Annotated in this window: 17 protein-coding genes; 6 read left to right on the top strand and 11 right to left on the bottom strand. The window is 71.8% G+C overall.

Translation table 11 applies throughout. The features are described 5' to 3' along the window. Positions 1-267: 267 nt before the first annotated feature. Positions 268-894, top strand: a complete 627-nt coding sequence (locus AC6JA9_RS39695; protein ID WP_223751922.1) for a hypothetical protein — start codon at positions 268-270, stop codon at positions 892-894. Between the two features lie 16 nt (positions 895-910). After that, positions 911-1,504, top strand: coding sequence for a hypothetical protein (locus AC6JA9_RS39690; protein WP_223751921.1), 594 nt, complete (start codon positions 911-913; stop codon positions 1,502-1,504). A gap of 161 nt (positions 1,505-1,665) precedes the next feature. On the opposite strand, the gene AC6JA9_RS39685 is transcribed toward AC6JA9_RS39690, so the two are convergent. Genes AC6JA9_RS39685 through AC6JA9_RS39670 form a run of 4 tightly spaced genes read right to left on the bottom strand, consistent with a single transcriptional unit; the run spans position 1,666 to position 5,177 of the window. Further along, positions 1,666-2,226, bottom strand: coding sequence for a response regulator transcription factor (locus AC6JA9_RS39685; protein WP_223751920.1), 561 nt, complete (start codon positions 2,224-2,226; stop codon positions 1,666-1,668). After that, on the bottom strand, positions 2,223-3,530 hold the full coding sequence (locus AC6JA9_RS39680) for an ATP-binding protein (RefSeq protein WP_497958691.1): 1,308 nt from the start codon (positions 3,528-3,530) through the stop codon (positions 2,223-2,225). Before AC6JA9_RS39680 ends, AC6JA9_RS39685 begins: the two co-directional genes overlap by 4 nt. After that, complete coding sequence (locus AC6JA9_RS39675) at positions 3,527-4,270, bottom strand: hypothetical protein (RefSeq protein WP_223751918.1); 744 nt, start codon at positions 4,268-4,270, stop codon at positions 3,527-3,529. The genes AC6JA9_RS39680 and AC6JA9_RS39675 overlap by 4 nt, the downstream gene beginning before the upstream one ends. A 4-nt stretch (positions 4,271-4,274) precedes the next feature. Next, entirely contained in the window at positions 4,275-5,177 is a 903-nt protein-coding gene (locus AC6JA9_RS39670; RefSeq protein ID WP_267699048.1) for a transporter, read from the bottom strand. A 199-nt stretch (positions 5,178-5,376) separates the two neighbouring features. Between AC6JA9_RS39670 and AC6JA9_RS39665 the strand changes: the two genes are divergently transcribed. Then, complete coding sequence (locus AC6JA9_RS39665; RefSeq protein ID WP_046716769.1) at positions 5,377-5,820, top strand: DoxX family protein; 444 nt, start codon at positions 5,377-5,379, stop codon at positions 5,818-5,820. Positions 5,821-5,863: 43 nt separating this feature from the next. Here AC6JA9_RS39665 and AC6JA9_RS39660 read toward each other — a convergent pair whose 3' ends face one another. After that, positions 5,864-6,766 carry a metallophosphoesterase gene (locus AC6JA9_RS39660; protein ID WP_223783931.1) on the bottom strand — a complete coding sequence of 301 codons (903 nt, stop codon included), beginning with the start codon at positions 6,764-6,766 and terminating at the stop codon, positions 5,864-5,866. Between the two features lie 356 nt (positions 6,767-7,122). Here AC6JA9_RS39660 and AC6JA9_RS39655 point away from each other — a divergent pair, with 356 nt between their 5' ends. Beyond that, positions 7,123-8,274 (top strand): sensor histidine kinase, encoded by a 1,152-nt coding sequence (locus AC6JA9_RS39655; RefSeq protein WP_223783932.1) that lies wholly within the window; start codon positions 7,123-7,125, stop codon positions 8,272-8,274. Positions 8,275-8,353: 79 nt separating this feature from the next. Here the strand turns inward: AC6JA9_RS39655 and AC6JA9_RS39650 are convergent, their stop codons facing one another. From AC6JA9_RS39650 to AC6JA9_RS39640, 3 genes are all read right to left on the bottom strand, one after another. Then, on the bottom strand, positions 8,354-9,922 hold the full coding sequence (locus AC6JA9_RS39650; protein WP_497958690.1) for a hypothetical protein: 1,569 nt from the start codon (positions 9,920-9,922) through the stop codon (positions 8,354-8,356). Positions 9,923-10,113: 191 nt separating this feature from the next. Next, a complete protein-coding gene (locus AC6JA9_RS39645) occupies positions 10,114-10,668 on the bottom strand; it encodes a hypothetical protein (RefSeq protein WP_267699050.1) in 555 nt (184 codons plus the stop codon). A 138-nt stretch (positions 10,669-10,806) separates the two neighbouring features. Then, entirely contained in the window at positions 10,807-11,184 is a 378-nt protein-coding gene (locus AC6JA9_RS39640; protein ID WP_046716766.1) for a response regulator, read from the bottom strand. 291 nt (positions 11,185-11,475) lie between these two features. Here AC6JA9_RS39640 and AC6JA9_RS39635 point away from each other — a divergent pair, with 291 nt between their 5' ends. After that, complete coding sequence (locus AC6JA9_RS39635; RefSeq protein ID WP_141332777.1) at positions 11,476-12,783, top strand: trypsin-like serine peptidase; 1,308 nt, start codon at positions 11,476-11,478, stop codon at positions 12,781-12,783. Between the two features lie 142 nt (positions 12,784-12,925). Here the strand turns inward: AC6JA9_RS39635 and AC6JA9_RS39630 are convergent, their stop codons facing one another. Next, a complete protein-coding gene (locus tag AC6JA9_RS39630; protein WP_141332778.1) occupies positions 12,926-13,375 on the bottom strand; it encodes a Fur family transcriptional regulator in 450 nt (149 codons plus the stop codon). A 741-nt stretch (positions 13,376-14,116) separates the two neighbouring features. On the opposite strand from AC6JA9_RS39630, the gene AC6JA9_RS39625 reads away from it, so the two are divergent. Beyond that, complete coding sequence (locus AC6JA9_RS39625) at positions 14,117-16,099, top strand: hybrid sensor histidine kinase/response regulator (RefSeq protein WP_497958689.1); 1,983 nt, start codon at positions 14,117-14,119, stop codon at positions 16,097-16,099. Between the two features lies 1 nt (position 16,100). On the opposite strand, the gene AC6JA9_RS39620 is transcribed toward AC6JA9_RS39625, so the two are convergent. Beyond that, on the bottom strand, positions 16,101-17,570 hold the full coding sequence (locus AC6JA9_RS39620; protein WP_223783936.1) for a di-heme oxidoreductase family protein: 1,470 nt from the start codon (positions 17,568-17,570) through the stop codon (positions 16,101-16,103). Then, positions 17,567-19,321, bottom strand: a complete 1,755-nt coding sequence (locus AC6JA9_RS39615; RefSeq protein ID WP_497958688.1) for an RCC1 domain-containing protein — start codon at positions 19,319-19,321, stop codon at positions 17,567-17,569. Before AC6JA9_RS39615 ends, AC6JA9_RS39620 begins: the two co-directional genes overlap by 4 nt. Positions 19,322-19,617: the final 296 nt, after the last annotated feature.

The raw sequence follows: 19,617 nt of genomic DNA, 5'->3' as shown, positions 1-19,617 counted from the left end.
CGCGCTCCCGCTGACCGGGCGGGTCAGGGAAAAGCCGCGTGGAATGGCCCCCGCCGCTATACGCGCCGATGCGCCCGGGTTGGTCGTGGAGGGGGTCACCGGGAAAGTTCCGGGCGGTGGACAGTCGGGGTGGTGGGTGGCGCACACCGGGCCGTGTCCGCGGGGTGGTGTGAGCGTCCGTCAGCGTCGCTTGGGCGTGGGGCCGGATGGGCTTGCCGGGGCGGGCTTCCTATCTGGGGGAGCAACGCGAAGTCGGGAGTGGTGGCCATGCGCAGAAGTCTGTTGGCGGCGGTGATGGTGCTTCTCTCCGCGCTCGCCCTCACGTCGACCTTCGATGTGTCGGCGGGGAGCGGGGAGGAGGAGCGGGGGGCGTCCCGGGAACAGGTGGCCGCCGCCGTCGCCGAGCCGAGCGCGAAGAGCGAGCTGGGGAGCGTGGTCGTCACGTGCCCGGTGGGGGTGAGCCAGGCGTCGTACCTGCCGGGGCTGTCGGAGGGGGCGAAGGACGTGACGGTGGCGGGGGCCACCACGTTGAGCAACTGCGTGACGATTCCGGCGTCCGGGGTGAAGTCCGCGAGCCTGCCGCTCGAGTCGAGCCTGCTGGCGGGCTACTCGTGCGCGGACCTGCTGACGCCCCGGACGGTGCGGCAGGTGGTGCGGTGGAACACGGGGGAGACGTCCACGTTGGTGTTCAGCCAATCGCGGGAGCTGGCGCAGGGGCCGCTGACGGTCTTCACGCTGACGGGCACGGTGGAGTCGGGGGCCTTCCTGGAGTCGATGGCCATCCTGACGGTGACGTACCTGAACGCGGACATCGAGAAGGGCTGTGACTCACCGGGCGGGCTCATCTGGTTGAGCGGACCGGCGACGCTCGAGCTCATCCGCACCGTGACTTGAATCAGGGGGGATGCACATGCGTGGGACGTCGGCGTGCGCGGTGTTGCTGCTCGGGGTGCTGGCCTGTGGAGGGGAGGGGCGTCAGGCGGCGGGGCCGCTGATGGAGGGCACCGGAGGGAGCGGGATGACGCTCGAGCGTCCGTTGGAGAAGGTGCTCATCACCTGTCCGCTCGGGCTGGGCGAGGCGAAGTACGGCACGGGGCTCAAGGGGGAGCCGGGGGACAGCGAGGTGTCGTTCCTGGCGAGCGTGAGCGGGTGCGTGACGGTGCTGGGCTCGGCGGTGACGTCGGCGACGCTGGGCTCGGAGACGCCCAGCCTGGTGCGGGGGCTGTCGTGCGCGGACCTGTCGCGCGCGGGGGCGGGCCGGCAGGTGGTGACGTGGAACACGGCGGAGACGTCCACGGTGTTGATGGGGCAGTCCCACGTGTCCGTGCAGGAGGCGACGACGCTGGTGACGCAGACGGGGAAGGTGCTGTCGGGCAAGTTCCAGGGCGCCACCGCGGTGCGGACCACCACGTACCTGACGGCCGACGTGGAGAAGGGGTGCCGCTCCTCCGAGGGCTTGAAGTACCTGAAGGGGCCGGTGACGTTCAGCGTGACGTATCCGTGAGCGCGGGCTGATGCGCTCCTGGCCACGTCGGGCTTGAGCTGCGCCTTCTTGGCGCGCGGCCAGGGACCGGGCCCGCGTCGCGTGTGAGGCGCGTCAGCGTGCGGGCGGGTACTTCTGCGGCTTGTGCTGGAGGGCCGAGCTCGCGTCGCGTGTGAGGCGCGTCAGCGCGCGGGCGGGTACTTCTGCAGCTTGCGCTGGAGCGAGCGGCGGTGGATGCCGAGCTTGCGCGAGGCCTCGGAGATGTTGCCCGCGCAGTCCGCGAGCACGCGGTGGATGTGCTCCCACTCCGCTCGCGCGAGTGACGGTGCCTCGAAGGTTTCGGGCGCGGCGAGCGAGGGCTCACCGCTGGCCCGCGCGAAGGCCGCGAGGATGTCGTCCACATCCGCGGGCTTGGGCAGGTAGTTCACCGCGCCCAGGCGGATGGCATCCACCGTGGTGGCGATGCTCCCATAGCCCGTGAGCACGATGGCCTTGGTGGACGCGTCCACGGCGAGCAGGTCCTTGACCACCTCCAGCCCGCTGCGTCCGGGCATGCGCAGGTCCACCACCGCGTACTCGGGGGACTCGCGCTTCGCCGCGGCCAGCGCCTCGTCGTAGTCGCCCGCCGTCGTCACCTCCCAGCCGCGCTCCCGAAACGCCCGCGCGAGCCGCTCGCGCAGCGTCGCGTCGTCGTCCACGAGCAGGAGGCTCGGGTGGTGGCCATCACCCACCGTGGTGCTCATGACGCCACCTCCGTGACGACGGGCGCACCGAGCGGAAGCGCCAGGCTCGCCACCGTGCCCTGTCCCGGCGTGGAGCGCAGCTCCAGCGACCCCCCGAGCTGCTCCGCCAGCGTGCGCGCCAGGAACAACCCCAGGCCCATGCCCTCGCCCGGCGCCTTCGTCGTGAAGAAAGGCTCACCCGCGCGCGCGAGCACGTCCGCGGGCATCCCCGCGCCACCGTCGCGCACCTCCAACCGCGCGCCGCCCTGGCCCTCCACCACCCGCAGCTCCACCGCCTTCGACGGAGGCGACGCCTGCAGCGCGTTCTTCACCAACCCGCGCACCACCCGCGCCAGCGCGCGCGGCGGCCCCTGCACCCACCGCCCGCTCAGCGCCGTCGGCAGCTCCACCTTCACCCGCTCCACCCCCGCCAGCTCCGCCAGCGAGTCCTCCACCAGCCTGCCCAGCGCCATCGGATGGAAGGCCTCGCCCGTCGTCTGCCCCGCGTCCGCGGACATCTGCACCAGCACGTCGCGGCAGCGGTCCACCTGCTGCCGGATGAGCCTCAAGTCCTCACGCACCGCCTCGGATGTCCCCGCCGACGCCAGCGCCCGCTCCACTTCCTTCGACACCACCGCGATGGTCGACAGCGGCGTCGACAGCTCGTGCGCCGCGCCCGCCGCCAGCGTCGCCAGCGAGGCCACCTTCTCCCGCCGCGCATGCTGCACGCGCGCCTGCGCCAGCTCCTCCTCGCGCTCCTCCAGCGCCCGCGTCACCCGCTGCACGAAGTACACGATGAAGCCCGCCGCCACCGCGAACGCCACCCACATGCCGTTCAGGTGCAGCCGCATCAGCGCCGCGTGGTCCGGACGCGACAGCCCCGGCACCAGCTCCACGTCCTGCAACACGAACAGCGAGCCGAACGCCGTCAACGTGAAGCCCAACAGGCCCCACATCCACCGCGCCGGCAGCAGCACCGTGCCCAGCGCCACGTTCACCAGGTACAGCGTCGTGAAGGGGTTGTGCGTCCCTCCACTGAGCGCCAGCAGGCCCGTGAGCACCAGCGTGTCCCACAACATCAGCTTGCCGATGGTGGCCTCGCTCACCCGAGCCCGGCCGAGCCACGCGCGCACCGCCACGTTCGTCGCGGCCTCCAGCCCCAACAGCCCCGCCAGCACCGCCACCGGCAGCGCCAGCTCCAGCCCGTACGCCGCCAGCGCGATGACCAGCGCCTGCCCGAGCAGCAGGCCCCAGCGCAGCCGCAAGAGCCACTCCAGGTTGATGCGGGCGCGAGAGGCGGGCTCGTTGGCGACAGGAGGCGTCATGGCACGACAGGAGGTTGCAGCGAGGCGGACCGGGCCACGTTGCCCAGCATGTCCACGTTGCGCGGCGACTCGCCGGGGCCCACGCCATCCAGCCACGAATCCCACGCCAGTGTGAAGACCCGCTCCGCCCTCGGCGAGGCCTCCGACAGCTCCACCCCATCCAACACCACGTCCACCGACGAGCGCCCGCGCGTCTCGAACTCGAAGTCGCGCGCCTCACCGTCCTCGAGCGTCCCGCGGACATGCAGGCTCAACCCCAGCATGTCCACCGGCCGCGCGCCCTGGAGCGCCGCGCCCAGGCCCTCCGCGTCCGAGTCCGCCGGCTCGAAGGTCAGCCGCGCCCGGCAGTAGCGCCCCGGCGGAGGATGCAGCACCCCGAGCGCCACCACCGCGCCGTCCGACTCACCCAGGGACACCACGTGCGGCGTGCCCAGCCGCAGCGCGTTCGTCGTCGAGTGCGCCCACGCCGTGCCCACCGGCGACAGCGCCCGCAGCCATTGACGCAGGCCCGTCTCCTCGCACCTGAACAGCTCCACGCTGCCCAGCGTGACGAGTGCCCTGGCGAGCGTGGCGCGAGCTCCCTCGTCCGTGACGAGCGTGCGAGCCCCCGCCGCCTCCGGGACGCTCCGCGCTCGGCCCGTGGTGAGCCCCAGGCTCAACTGCATCCCCTCGATGCGCTCCCCGCCGCCACAGCCGGTGAGACACACGAGCAGCACGAACGGCTTCACGACAGAGGCCATGGCGTCAGAGGTCGTACGCGACGGACAGCATCGCGATGGGAGTGGGCGCCACGCGACCGCGGAGCCGGTTGAAGAAGGGGACCCGCACACCCGCGGCCACCACCAGGTCCATCCGAGGACTGAAGAGGATGTCGGGAGATGCATATCCGATGACGCCCCCGCCGTTCTCCTCCTTCTCGCCGTCGATGTCCGCCGCCGCCTCGATGCGCCCGTCGAGCCCCAGCCGCAGGGCCCACCGCTCCGCCGGCTGGTACTGCGCGGCCATCGTCGTGCGCACCGACGCGCCCGCCCGGTAGCCCAGGATGCCGCGCGTCGGGAGGAAGCCCGTGGCGCTCACCAGGAACGACCAGCTCCCCCGGAAGTGCTGGTACGCGAGCCCCGCCAGCGGGTCCACCGAGCCGCTGCCCAGCTGCGTGTCCAGGTCCATCAGCGTCCCGTCCTCCAGCCGCAGCTTCGGCGCGGTGGGCAGCTTCACGCCGACGAGCACACTGAAGAGGTGGTCCGCGGAGAACGCGCGGTCCTGGTACAGGAACGCCTTCGCCGTCAGCTCCACGTCGCCCACGCCCCAGCCCCGCTCGCGCGCCAGGCTCACCGAGCGCACCTCGCGCGCCTGCAGGGGCAGCGTCGCCGACAGGAACAGCCACGGCAGGGGGGCGTACGCCACCGCCACGTCCATGCGCGCCTCGCGCAGCCGGAGCGCGTCCACGTGGTCCTGTCCCACCGTGTGCCCCCAGCCCCGCAGGGTGGAGGAGAAGCGCAGCCGGCCCGAGAACGGCTGCTCGGTGCCCATGGACATGAGCGTGGGGTCGCCACACGCACAGGTGGCACACGCCCAGGCGGACGACACGGGCGCGAGGGCCAGCACCGCGCCCAGCAGGGAGGACAGGAGGGAGAGTGGGGCTTTCACGACGAGGAGCACCCTACGCCCCCGGCCCGCCCCCCGCGTGTGGCGTGTTGTCGCAGCTGTCCGGGACACAAGGCGGCGGCCCCCAGGGCACGAAGGAGGGCAGGCAGGAGGCCGGGCGCCGGCTGCCCCGCGGGAAGTCATGGGCAGGTTGAGAATGACTTCCACGCCCCGGCGTTGGTGGGACACAGGAGGCCATCCAATGGGAGTGCTCGTGCCGCTTGCTCGATTGCTGTTCTCAGCCATCTTCATCACCAGCGGCTTGAACCACTTCATCCAGCTCGACGCGCTGACGACCGTGGCCCAGAACGCGGGCGTGCCCGAGCCCCGCTGGGCGGTGCTGGTGTCCGGCGCGGCGCTGGTGCTCGGGGGGCTGTCGGTGCTGCTCGGTGTGCTCGCGCGCCTGGGGGCCGCGGCCATCGCCATCTTCCTGGTGACGGCCGCCTTCATGGTCCACCGCTTCTGGCTCGTCGCGGACCCGGTGCAGGCGCAGGATCAGCTCATCCACTTCATGAAGAACCTCTCCATGGCGGGAGGCGCGCTCTTCATCGTCTACTTCGGCTCGGGCCCCTTCAGCCTCCGGCGCGGAGGACGGCAGGAGAGCGGCCTGGGCGGTGGACGGCTGGGCTCGCCCTTGAGGCACTGAGCGCGCGAAGGCTCTCGGGCCCGCGCGCGCTCAAGAGCCCCGCTCAGCTGGCCACGGCCACGTGCGCCTGGGCCCGCAGGGTGAAGAACGCGACCTCCGGCTCGCTGCCCCGGCGCAGGTACGGCCCGCCGAAGCCGAAGCCCAGGCCCCGGTTCACGTACAGCTGGTTGCCATTCACGTGGTAGTGGCCGCGGATGTAGGGCTGCCCCGCGCGGCGGAAGATGGCCTCCGTCAGCCCCTGCACGATGAACTGGCCGCCGTGCGTGTGCCCGGAGAACTGCACCAGGCCCGCGTGCGCCGGCAGCTTGTCCACCGTGGGCGGCGTGTGGGCCAGCACCAGCCGCGTGCCGGACTCCGGCGCGCCCCGGAACGTGGCCTCCACGTCGTCGCGGCCCGTGCGCCCGTCGTCCACGCCCAGCACCGTCACCGGGGCGCCCTTCACGTGCACCACGCGGTGCTCGTTCTGCAGGACGGTGTAGCCCAGCCGCTCGAAGCTCTCGCGCAGGTAGGGCGCGTTCACCTGGTGGTCATGGTTGCCCAGCACCACGAAGACCTGGCCCCTGAGGCCGCTGAGCACGTCGCGCACGCGGGGCAGGGGCTTGGGGCTGTGGGTGACGTAGTCGCCGGTGAGGAAGACCAGGTCCGGGGCCTCCGCGTTGACGGCCTCCACCGCGCGGCGGATGCGCACGTCGCTGGTGGCCTGACCCACGTGCACGTCGGACAGCTGCGCCACGCGCAGGCCGTCATGGTGGCCCGTCAGGTGCGGCAGGTGGAGCAGGTTCTCCGTGAGGGAGAAGTGGTCCCTCCAGCGCAGGCGTCGCTCGGGACGCAGTGGGTCCGCGCCGCTCCAGGCCACCACCTCGTTGCGTCCTCCGGCGACGGGCTCCAGGGGGGACTCACTGGACGGGGAGGCGGGGCGACGGCGGGCCAGACGTCTCAAGCGCATGCGGTGCGGTTCCTTTCCGGGCCGGGGAGGGACGGCGATTCTACGAAGCCAGGGGAGGTGGGTTGAAGCAGGTGTCCCGCGCACGCCTGCCCTCCTGTCGGCCGGCTCACGGGGTGAGGGAAAAACCCCAAGGATTCGAGGAAGATTCCGGACGAGCGTGGGAGCTTTCTTCCACCATTGGACACACGGCCAGGGGGCGAGCGGTGACGGCGTCCAGCGACGTTGGTACACAGCCGAGGACGATGAGCCCCCGGCTTGGAGTGGCCCCTGATCTCGGCCCGGATGTGACGATGCCAGCCGGTGAGAGACCGCGGAATGCATCGCTCGGTCCGGGCGCCGTCTGCCTCGCGGACCTGATGTCCACCATGCCCGTGGGCATGGCGGTGGTGGACCGGGAGCTGCGCTTCGTGGAGGTCAGCGAGACGCTCGCGGCCCTCAACGGCCGGCCGCGCGAGGCCCACCTCGGGCGCCACATGGACGAGGTGATGAACCCCCACTCCTCGCTCGGCGACACCTCGCGCCGCGTGCGCCGCGTGCTGGAGACGGGCGAGCCGCTGGACGGCGTCGAAATCATCCACCGCGAGCCGGGCGGCGGCGTGGAGCGCACGCGCGTCTTCCGCGCCAGCTACCACCCGGTGCGCCGCGACGGCGTGGTCATCGCCGCGTGCCTCTACGTGGAGGACCTCACCGAGCGCCGCCGCGTGGAGGCCCAGCGTGACGCGGGCGCGGCCCGGGAGCGCGCCGTGCGCGAGCAGGCCCTGCGCGAGACGCAGGAGGCGGTGCGCGCCCGCGACGAGTTCCTCAGCGTGGCCGCCCACGAGCTCAGGACGCCCCTGACCAGCATGCGGTTGCACCTGCAGCTCCTGCTGCGTCAGGTGGCGGGCGCGCAGCCCGCGCTGGGCCAGGAGCTGGCGCCCCGGGGCCAGGTGCTGGAGCGGCAGCTGTCGCGGCTGGGCAGCCTGGTGAACACGCTGCTGGACGTGTCGCGCGTGGCGGCGGGCAAGCTGAGCCTGGAGCCGCGCGAGCTGGACCTGGTGCAGGTGGTGCGGCAGATGGTGGACGCCTTCTCGGAGGAGTTCGCCCGCGCCGGCTGCGAATTGTCCGTGCACGTCTCCGGCACGCTGCCCGGGCAGTGGGATCCGCTGCGCGTGGAGCAGGTGCTGGTGAACCTGCTCTCCAACGCGGCCAAGTACGGCGCGGGCCGCCCGGTGGAGGTGTCGCTGGTGGGCGAGGGCACGATGGCGGTGCTGGCCGTGAAGGACCACGGCATCGGCATCTCCGAGGACGGCATGGCGCGGCTGTTCGGCAAGTTCGAGCGCGCCGTCTCCGAGCGCCACTACGGCGGCCTGGGCCTGGGGCTCTACATCACCCGCCAAATCGTGGAGGCCATGGGCGGCAGCATCACCGTGCGCTCCGCGCAGGGTCAGGGCTCCACCTTCATCCTGCGGCTGCCCACCCAGCCCCGCGCGGCCACCGCGCAGGGCGCCTCGGCGAGCCGGGCCCGCTGACTTGCGCGAAAGCGCCAGCGGGCGCCCCCGGAGTGTCCGGAAGGCGCCCGCCGTCACGGCCTCACGCTCCAGCGCGTCTTCAGTGCCCGCGCAGCACGTACACCTTGCCGTCGACCAGGACGTACAGCGCGCTGGGCGTCACGCGCGGGTCGTAGACCAGCTGCTGCACCTTGGAGCCGCCCACGCCCGGGACCTTCTCCAGCTGCTTCTGCGGCGTCAGGCGCCACAGGCCGCGTCCCTCGGTGCCCACGAAGAGCGAGCCGTCGTCGGTGGCCGCCAGCGCGGTGTAGCGGTCCGTGCCCGCGCCGTCGATGCGGACGTAGTCGGTGTCCGCGCTCTTGGTCGGGTCGTGCCGCGTGGGCTCGGCCTTGAACTGCCACAGGCCGCTGCCGAGCCCGGCCACGTAGTACAGGCCGTCCGTCGTCTGCTGGAAGCCGCGCCAGCGGTTCTGCGGGGCGACCTCCCAGCGCCTGTCCTCGGGGCCCGGGTTGACGGGGTCCACGAAGGTGTTGAGCCGGTAGATGGACAGCTCCGTGCCCTCGGGGATGCCCGCCTCGGGCTTCTCCCGGTCCCACCACTTGAGCTCCTTGTTGGGCGGGAGGATTCCAATCTTCCAGTCGTTGGCGATGAGCAGCTCGCCGGCCTGCGAGTAGCCCAGGCCGTAGGTGAAGCCCGCGCGCTGCGACTCCTTGACGACCTCCTGGTTCGGGTCCGTCGGGTGCGGCGTCCGGGTGAGCAGCCACCAGGCCGGGTGGCGGTGGCTGCTGTACTCGAGGTCGCGGATGCGCGTCACGCCGTGGTTGGTGCCGATATAGACCTCACCCTCGTACGGGCCCTTCATGACCCGCATGCAGGACAGGACGGAGCGGTCCTCGTCGTAGTGGAAGTCGTTGCTGTTGCGGATGCCGATGGCCTCGTTGCGGCTGGGACGGCTGGTGCCCACCGAGCGGTACAGGTGCTCGCGCAGCACGATGTCCGTGCCGTCGCCGTTGAGCTGCACCAGGTCCATGTCGCCCTTCTGGAACTCGAAGTAGCGCGCCTCGTCGAAGTCGGCCTCGCCCCGGCCGGCGATGCGCTGGCCTCCCGGCACGTTGTCGTACGTGAGGTAGCCCACATACGCCTCGCCCGCCTTGCCGCCGCAGATGACGGTGGAGCCGGTGGCCAGCTGGTGCGGCTCCGAGCCGAAGCCCAGGCTGGCCTGGCCGACGGGCTGGCTTGTCCACACGAGCTTCTGCGTGTCCGCGCGCAGCACGCCGATGCGGTCCCCATCCAGCACCCAGATGTTGTGCGCGCCGTCCACGCCCACCGAGGCGACCTTGGGGATGCCGTACTTCGACGAGTAGTCCGTCAGCGCGTCCGTGGGCCACGGGCCCTCGGGCGTGGTGGGCACGCCGCCGTCCGGCACGGGGTCCGTGCCGCCATCGCCGCTGCCCGCGTCGGGCACCGGGTCCGTGCCGCCATCGCCGCTGCCCGCGTCGGGCACCGGGTCCGTGCCTCCATCCCCCGCGTCCGGAGTGCCCGCGTCATCCGGAGGAGCCTGGACGTCGCCATCCGTCGGCCCCTTGCCGGTGCCGTCCGAGCTGTCGCAGGCCACCGCCGTCATCATCACCGCCACACCGACACACGCGCCCAACAGTCGTCGAATCACCGCTTCCTCCCGTCCCCGGTGTGGAGCAAGCGGCGTACCGGCCCTTGCGCACATGCACCGTCATGGAAAGAGGGAAGCGGGCTTCCCACCGTGGGCACCCGGGCGGCGTGACGTGGCACTGGAAATGACCAGGCCCGCCCCCGGAAGGGAGCGGGCCCGTGAGACTGTCATTCGGGCGACGGCGCCCGGACTCAGTGCACGGCGTCGTCGACGTCCTGCTTCACGTCCTCGCCGGCCTCCTCCACCTTGTCGCCGGCCTTCTTGGCGTCCTTCTTCATGGTGTCCACGGCGCCGGAGCCGCCCGTGCCCTTGGGGCTGGTGGCGCGCAGCTCCACGGCGACGGCGTTGTCACCGTCCAGCTGGAAGCGCGCGCGCACCTCGGACCCCTCCGGAATCTGGTCGGCCCGCACCTTCTTGCCGTCCAGCATCACCACCGTCTGGGCCTTCACGTCCAGCTCGGCGTCGGGCAAATCCTTGCGCGTCAGGTTCACGCTGTCGTCGTCGGCCTTCTTCAAGGTGCCCTTGAGGCTCAGCGAGTGCTCCTTCTTGAAGAGGTTGTCCTGCGCTTGCGCGTTGGAGGCCTCGCGGGTGGCGCCGCTGATGCCGCGGCCCACGTCGGTGGCGTTCACGCCCGTGTCCACGCGCGTGCTCGGGCTGGGAATCTGCGTCTGCGACGGCGCCGGTGCGCTCTGCGCGAAGGCGGCGGTTCCCAGACACATGGCGAACGTGGCGATGAGCTTCTTCATATGAGCGTCCCTCTCCCTTGGGTCCGTTGGATGACTTCTGGGAGCAAGGGTGGGGAGGCTGCCTCCCTCCGCCAACCCGCCCTGCATGGCCCCAGGGGCGGCCCGTCCGCAGGGCAGCCGGGCGAAGCAGGGACGACTTCAGTCGCCCTGGCTCAGCCGCTTCACCGTGGACAACAGCTCGTGCAGGTCCAGGGGCTTGCGCAGGCATCCGGCCACGTCCAGCTCGCGGGCGGCGGACTCCAGGTGCAGGTCCGCGCTGGCCACGACGACGGGGATGTCCGCCAGCGCCGTGTCATGGCGCAAGGCCTCGCGGAAGGCGAAGCCGTCCATGCGCGGCATCATCAGGTCCAGCAGGATGAGGTGCGGCGGCGTGTCCTGCTGGCGCAGCTGCGCGAGCGCCTCCAGCCCGTCCGCGGCCAGCAGCACCGCGTAGCCCTCCAGCTCGAAGGCGTCCTGCAGCGCGTCCCGGATGTCCAGGTCGTCGTCCACGACGAGCAGTGTCTGAAGCGCTTGCACCGGCTCTCCCCACCCTGGTCGGGGCCGACTCGCTCCCACACCGCCTCAACCATGGGGCCGCGGGTGTCAGGACGGAAGCTTCCGGCGGCCGGGCGGGGTGAATCTCGGTTCACCAGCCGACGCCTGCCCCCTCCACCGCCCGCCCGGAGTGCGGAATTTGCAATGGAGTTGCTTTAATCGAGATACACGGAAGCAGTTTTTATATCGGTTTGCTCGTATTCCCGGATGCCGTGAAGATGGCGGCGGCGACCCGTCTACCAGGCGGGCGCTCATTTCCAGGGAGCAGTCCTCATGCGAACCATGTCTCGAGTTGCGGGCAGGAAGCTGTTGGGAACGATGCTGTGCGCGCTGACGATTTCGGCCTGCGGTCCGGCGCCGGAGCAGCAGGGCGAGCCGCAGCCGGAGCAGCCCCAGACGGACACCACGCAGCAGCCGGTGGTGTACGGCACCGACGACCGCCAGGACGTGTACGCGCACCCGGACGCGACGCTGCGCCAGCGCGCCGAGCAGTCCACCGTGGCGCTGATGACGACGTCCGACTACACGGTGGGGAGCAACGGCAACGTGACGTTCAACGCGTCCACGCTGCAGTCGGCGTACAACCTGTGCTCCAACCAGCGCTTCCTCACCGACCTGACGCCGGCGTTCTGCTCCGGCACTCTCATCGATGACGACCTGGTGCTGACGGCCGGACACTGCATCACCAGCGCCTCGGCCTGCACCAGCACGCGCGTGGTGTTCAACTTCTACAAGACGGCGGCCAACACGCTCAAGCAGGTGACGAGCGCGGACATCTTCTCCTGCCAGTCCATCGTGGTGCGCCAGGTGACCTCCGGCACGCCCAACCTGGACTACGCCATCATCAAGCTGGACCGCGCCGCCACGCCGCGCTTCGTGCCCGCGCCCATCCGCGCCGGCAACGCCGCGCTGCCGGTGGGCACGGGCGTGACGGTCATCGGCTCGGGCAGCGGCATCCCGTTCAAGATTGATTCGGGCGGCAAGGTGCGCGACGCGCGCGCGGGCTCGCTGGACTACTTCGTCGCGACCACGGACACCTTCGGTGGCAACTCCGGCTCGGGCGTGTACGAGAACACCGGCTACACGGTGGCGGGCATCCTGGTGCGCGGCGAGACGGACTACGTGTCGAGCGGCAGCTGCCGCATCGTCAACACGTGCACGGAGACGGGCTGCCGCGGCGAGGACATCACCTACGTGCGCCCCGCGGTGAACGCGTACTGCGCGGTGGCCGGCAGCCTGCGGCTGTGCGGCACCACCCAGCCCCCGCCGTCCACCACCTTCACCTTCACCGCGTCCAACACCAACAACGCGCAGCAGAACACCACCAACCGCGCGGTGACGCTGGCGGCGGGCCAGACGATTCGCGTGGGCACCTGCTCGGTGAGCGGCGCCTCCGGCACGGGTGACACCTACCTGCGGCTGAGCAACGCGGCGGGCACGTCGGTGGCGAGCAACGACGACTCCTGCGGCACGCTGTCGTTCTTCTCGTACACGGCCACCACGGCGGGCACGTACACCATCCGCGCGGGCTGCTACTCCAGCAACAGCTGCAGCGGCACGGTGGCGTACACCATCCAGTAGTCCGCCGGCTCAGGGGCACGGGGCCAGCAAGCGCCCGTGCCGCGTGTCACACGCTCGGGCCGTCCCTCTTGCAGGAGTCGGGAGGGCCCGGGCGTTCGTGTTTCATCCCGGCCAGCGCGCGTGGCGGCGCGGGGGACGTCCTTCAGGCGCAGCGGTCGCAGAGGCCGCGCAGCTGCACGTCCACGCTCTTCTGGGCCACCGCGCGCGGCACGCCCTTGGAGGACGCGATGCGGATGGACTCCTCCGGCAGACACGCGACGGTGCCGCAGTCGGTGCAGGTGAAGTGCGGGTGGTTGCCGCTGTGCTCGTCGCCCGAGCGTCGCAGCTCGAAGCGCCACACGTGGTCTCCCAGGTCCGCGCGCACCACCAGCCCGGCCTCCGTGAGGTCCGTGAGGTTGCGGTAGATGGTCACCCGGTCATAGCCCTCGTCACCCAGTGCATCCACCAGGTCGGCGTGGCTCATTGGCGCGGTGGCCGACTCCAGCTCCCGGAGCACCGCCACGCGGGGCGCGGTGCTGCGCAGACCCGACGCGCGGATCCTCTCCTGGAAATCAGCGAGCTTCGGCTGCACGGCGATTCGTTTTGCTCCCATGATGTCTTTTCGCATAACCCATCTGCGGGACACTTTCACCTCGCCCGGAGTACGACGTCCGGCCTCGAGGACTGGAGTGGCTTGCCCGCCGGGTCCCCCCAGACTCCTGGATACGAGAGTGAGCACCAGGAGTCCAGGATACTGGTGCAATCCTTGTGCGTAATGATTCACCGCGCTTCCCGACTTCCGGTCAGTCACGCCTGGACGTCGGTGGACCCCGGATGCGGTGGAGTGGCCACGCCAGCGTCGCGAACCGGCGCGGGGGTGTCCGGCGCACGACAGTTTCCGCCAGGTGTCCCAGGGCCTCCCCGCGCGCGGCGAGGTGTCCGGGAGTCCAGTGATTCCAGGGTGCAGTTGCAACTCATGAGTCACCGGTGACGCGGTGCCCCGAGCACGGCGACCGGGTGGGTGCGGCCGGGCCCGGGCGCGTCGCGATGGCCCCGGCTGAGCGGAGCGGGGGGCAGGGGGGCGGGCGGTGGCGCGGGGGCGGGGTGGCGGGCGGGGCTTCATCTCGTATCTGAGTTGTAAAAGCATCCTAGGTGTTCTTGTCGCAGGCGTCCGCTGGGAAGAGGAGGGGAGGGCCCCCTGGGGTCGCCTGGAGGGCGACGGCGGGTGTTGGACCGGCGAACAGTCCATCCCGCGCTCCTTGACTGGGAGCGATGAGTGCCCACACTTGCGCCTTTGTCGTTCCGTCGGGGCCTCGACAGGCCCTGTTGCTCGTGTCTCCGGGTCCCCCTCGCCGTGACGAAGCCCAGTCTCCTGCTCATCGAAGAAGCCAGTGTGGCCCGGGAGCTCCAGGTGCTCGCGCTGGAGAGCCAGGGATGGCAGGTCGTGGCCCTGGCGGACGTGGCGGCGGCCGCCTCGCTGATGCAGACGCAGCCGGTGTTGCTCGTGGTGGCGGCGGCGGGCGTGCTGGCGGCGGGCAGGGAGGCGCTGGAGGCGTTCCGCGGCGCGCTGGAGGCGGCGTCGGTGGGGCTGTACGTGCGCGCCTTCCCCGCCGAGGAGGAGGTGGTGCGCAGGCTGGCGCTGCCGCTCACCGGCTTCTTCTGGCGGCCCCTGTCCCTGGGCGGGCTGGTGGAGAAGGTCCGACGCGTGGTGCCGGAGGAGGGTCCCCCGGAGGCGCGGCCGCTGGTGCTGGTGGCGGACGACGACCCGGTGTCGCGCAAGCTGTTGCAGTTGATGATGGTGCCCTTCCGCTTCCGGGTGGTGTCCGCGGACGACGGGATGCAGGCGCTGGAGGTCGCGAGGAGGCGGCGGCCCGACGTGGTGCTGGCGGACGCGCTGATGCCGCGCATGGACGGCTACAAGCTGTGCATGGCGCTCAGGCAGGAGTCGCGCTTCGCGCGCGTGCCGGTCATCCTCACGCACGCGCTGACGCCGGACGAGCTGGATTTGCGCATGGCCCACAACGTGGGCGCCAACGGCTTCGTGCGCCGCGCGCAGGACGGGGACGAGCTGGTGGGCGTGCTGCTGCGCGCGCTGAAGGCCGGGCCGCCCACGCCGCTGGGGCTCGCGCCGCCGGTGGGGCCCGCGCTGGAGCTGAACACCGAGGACCACCTGTACCGGATGGTACGCCAGCTGGAGCGGCGCGTGGGGCTGCTCGAGCAGGCGGAGCGCGGCACGCGCGAGAGCGAGGAGCGCTTCCGCCTGGTGGTGGAGGGCTCCTACGACGGCATCTGGGACTGGGACTTGCGGCGGGGCACGCTGTACTGGAGCCCGCGCCTCCTGGAGATGCTGGGGCTGACGCCCGGGACGTTCGCCGGCACGCACGAGGCCTTCGTGGAGCTGCTCCACCCGGAGGACCGCGCCGGCGTGCTCGCGGCCATGACGGAGCACCTGGAGCGCGGGGCGCCGTACGACGTGGCCTTCCGGCTCCGACACGCCACGGGCGGCTATCGCTCGTGCGTGGGGCGGGGGCGCGCGCTGCGCGACGAGCAGGGCCGGCCGGTGCGCATGGCGGGCATCATCGGCGACGTGACGGAGCAGCTGCGGCTCTACCGCGAGGCGAACGAGGCGGTGCGCGTGCGCGACGACTTCCTCAGCGTGGCGGCGCACGAGCTGAGAACGCCCCTGGCCGCGCTGCGCTTGCGGGTGCAGGGCGCGCAAGGGGCGCTGCGCATGCTGGGCGCGGCCCAGGCGGCGCCGCGGCTGGAGCGCGCGCTGGAGGCCGCGGACCGTCAGGTGCAGCGGATGTCGGACCTGGTGGAGTCGCTCCTGGACGTGTCCCAGGCGCAGGGCGGACCGCCCAGGCTGCAGCTGGAGGTGGTGGACCTGTCCAACGTCGTGCGCGACGCGGTGACGCGCTCGGAGCCGGCCGCGGCGAGAGCGGGGTGTGAGCTGGTGCTCGGGCCCATGCCGCCCACGCCGGGCCGGTGGGACGGCGCCCGGCTGGGGCAGGTGGTGCGCCACCTGTTGTCCAACGCGATGAAGTTCGGCCCGGGCCGCCCCGTGGAGGTGGCGCTGGAGCAGCAGGACGCCACGGCCACGTTGGTGGTGAAGGACCACGGCATCGGCATCTCCCCGGAGCGGGTGGACGGGCTGTTCCGCCGCTTCGAGCGCGCGGTGCCGGTGCGGCACTACGGCGGCCTGGGGCTGGGCCTGTACCGCCTGCGCCGCATCGTCGAGGCGCACGGCGGTCAGGTGTCCGTGGACAGCACGCCCGGCGAGGGCTCCACGTTCCGCGTGCGCCTGCCCCTGGGCGGCCCCCCCGTCGCCCGCGCCTGACTCAGAGCGAGTCGAGGAAGGCCACCAGCGCCTCGCGCTCCCCGCGCGACAGCGCCTTCACCTGCTCGCGCGAGGACTCGGCCTCGCCCCCGTGCCACAGCACGGCCTCCAGCGGCGTGCGCGCCCGTCCGTCATGCAGGAGGCGCGAGTGTCCGCTCACCGTCCGCGTCAGGCCCAGGCCCCACAAGGGCGGAGTGCGCCACTCGCGGCCGCTGGCGAGGAAGTCCGGACGTCCGTCCGCGAGCCCCTCTCCCAGGTCATGCAGCAACAGGTCCGAGTACGGCCAGATGAGCTGCCCGGACAGCTCCGGGTAGCCCTCCAGCGTGCCGGTGGTGACCGACGGCTTGTGGCACCTGGCGCAGCCCACGCGGTGGAACACGGCCTTGCCCTGGAGCACCCGGGCGTCGTCGACGCCCGCGCGCGTGGGGAGCGCCACCGTGTGCGAGTAGAAGTCGAGCGCCGTCAGCTGCCGGTCCGTCACCTCGGGTTCACCGCCGTGGGGCGCCGCGAGGCACACGGCCTGCGCCTGGGTGCACGTGTCCTTTGGAAACAGCGTGGTGGTGAGGCCCAGGTCGCCCAGCAGCGCGGACGCGTTCTGGTGCTCGATGTCCGGCTGGTTCGCCTTCCACCCGAAGCGGCCCAGCGCCACGCGGTTCGTGCGCCCGTTCCACACGCGGTTGACCCGGCCGGACACGCCGTCGCCGTCCGCGTCGTCCGGGTCCGCCCACGCCAGCAGCGTCTCGTTGGGGATGGCCGCCAGCAGGCCCAGGCCCACCATGTTCTGGGCCACGCGCGCGGACATCATCGTGTCCGCCGACAGGGGCCCGTGGGCCAGGTCCGTCAGCACCAGCGTGGGGGACTGGAGCGTGTAGGGCTCGCCGTCCGCGAAGGTGCCGGAGACTTCGGTCCACTCCACCCGCGCCTGTCCCTCCGCGGGTACGCCGGGGATGCCCCGGGGCTGGAGCTGGTCTCCATAGGTGGGCTCGGGCACGGGCTCGCCGTGGGGGCCGGTGCCCGGGATGGACAGGCGCACGAGCAGCGTGTCCGCCACCTCGTCGCCCTCGGGCGGACGGCCGCGGCCGTTGCCCAGGTGGCAGGCGAGGCACGAGACGGAGTGGAACAGGGGGCCCAGGCCGTCCCGGTCCTGCTGCGAGGTGCTGGGCGCGCGCACCCAGTCCGCCTCGAAGACGGACTCGCCCACGAAGAACTCCGCGCGCCGGGCCAGGCCGAGGTTGGCCGCCGGCTGGGTGAAGGCGCCCGCGCCCGTCACCGTCACGCTGGTGGCTCCGCCGGGGTGGTCCTCGCCCGCTTCCACCACGTCGAAGCGGGGCGGAGGGGGCGGCTCGGGAGGAGGCGGCTCCGGGGGCGGCTCACCCGGAGGCGTGATGGAGGGCGGGGCCCCGGAGTCACCGCACGCGGCGGCGGCCCCGAGGAGCGCCAACAACAGACCCAGACCGACGGCGTGCTTCACGGCAGGGGGACCGGGATGGGGTCGGTGTAGGACCAGCGGTCGATGACGCCGTCCGGGCCGAGCGAGCCGTTGAGGTTCCAGCCCCAGGCGAACACCGAGCCGTCCTCGCGCACGGCGATGACGTGGGTGGCGCCCATGCCCATGGCCGTCAGCGGCGTCAGCGTCCCGGAGGAGGCGCGCGCCTCCAGCTCGTTCGTCTCCTTGATGCCGATGCCCAGCTGGCCGTTGAAGTTCGAGCCCCAGCCCAACAGCGAGCCGTCCTCGCGGCGCGCGAAGCTGTAGTTGCCGTTGGCGAACACGGCCGTCGCGTCGGTGACGCCCTTCACCTTCACCGGGGTGGCGCTCTCGCCGCCCGCGCTGAGCGCGCCCGTGCCCAGCTGGCCGGTGGCGTCCAGGCCCCACGCGGACACGGTGCCGTCCTTGTGCACCGCGAGGATGTGGTCGCGGCCGTTGGCGATGTCCACCACGTCGGTGATTCCCGGGACCTGGCCAGGCAGCGGGTGGCTGTCACCGTCCACCACGCCCGTGCCCAGGTTGCCGTAGTCGTTGCGGCCCCACACCCAGACGGTGCCGTCGGCCTTGAGCGCCACCGAGTGCATGGAGCCGCCCAGCACCTTCACCACGTTCGTCAGGCCCTGCACCGGCATCGGGTAGCCGCGCGCCACGGTGGTGCCGTCGCCCAGCTGGCCGTTGGCGTTGTTGCCGAAGCTCTGCACCGTGCCGTCCTCCATCAGGATGAGCGCGTGGCGGAAGCCGTTCGCCACCGACACCGCGCCCGTCAGGTTGGGAATCCTCGTCGCCACGTAGCGCGGGGTGACGTCGGGGGTGCCCGGCGTCTCGCCCGAGGGCGGGGGGGACAGGCCCAGCTGGCTGTCGTTGTTCTCGCCCCAGGACCACACGCTGCCGTCGGCCGTCAGCGCCATGGCGAAGTTCTGGTTGAAGGCGATGGCCGTCGCGTTCTCCAGGCCCGGCACCGGCTGGGGTTGGGTCTGGTCCGTGCGCACGTCGTCCCCCAGGCCCAGCTGGCCCCGGTTGTTGCGGCCCCACGTGTAGACGCGGCCGTTCTTGAGCGCGCCGCTGTGCAGGCCGCCGGCCGAGGCAAGCTGGCCGAAGTGGAACGACACCGCCTGCTCGGTCTCGTTGCCCGCCGCGTCCCGGGCGTGCAGCACCACGGTGTTGCGGCCGGCGCGCGGCGTCACCTCGAAGGACACCGGCTCGCCCGCGGTGGCCGGCAGCGTGAGCGCCTGCTCGTTGCCGTCGTTGAGCGTGTACGCAAGCTGGGTCACCGCCACGTTGTCCGTGGCCGTGAACTCCACGTGCATCCGCCGCACCGTGGTGGCCACGCCCTCGCGGGGCGAGCGGACCTGGACCACCGGCGCCTCGTCGAAGCGCAGCGCCAGCGTGCGCTCCGTGCGCGCGCCCGTCTGGTCCACCGCCGCCAGGGTGATGTCGTTGTCGCCCTCCTCCAGGGTCAGCTCCAGCGTGAAGCTCGCGCTCGTGGGCGTGCTCGTCTGGAACTCCACCGCGCGCGGCTCGCCGCCGTTGAGCCGCGCCGTGAGCTCCGCGAGCCTTCCCGGCGCGCTCACCGAGCCTTGCAGCTTCACCTGCGCGCTCTCGGCGCTGGCGCCGGAGACGTGCGAGTGCAGCTGGACGTACGGCGCCACGGGCACGCCGGGCGTGGTCTCCACATCCGACCCACACGCCGCCAGCCACACGGCCGCCAGCGCGAGGACACAGGCTCGGGACTTCATCAGGACTCCTGGTTTGTTGGGTTTTATTGAGATTGATTTGCAGAGTCAGAAAGTGCCCGAGCTCATACCCCTCGCACCTCGGGGCACGCAAGCGGCCGGCGGCTCAATTTGGCGTTTGCTCCCGGGGATTTCCCGAGGGAGAAGCACCTGCCGGAAAGCCGGTGAAGTGCTTCAGCTTCCACGGAGTGGGGCTGAAGTCGGGGTACGCGGAGCTTTGGGGGCAGGGTGCCCATCCACTCGGGAAGCGTGGGGGCGTCCGAGGGCTCGCACTGCGGGTGCCTGTCCCAACGTACGAT

This window comes from Myxococcus sp. MH1 (assembly GCF_059738865.1).
Note: the sequence above shows the minus strand (reverse complement) of the source record. Positions and strands in the feature narration are given on the sequence as shown.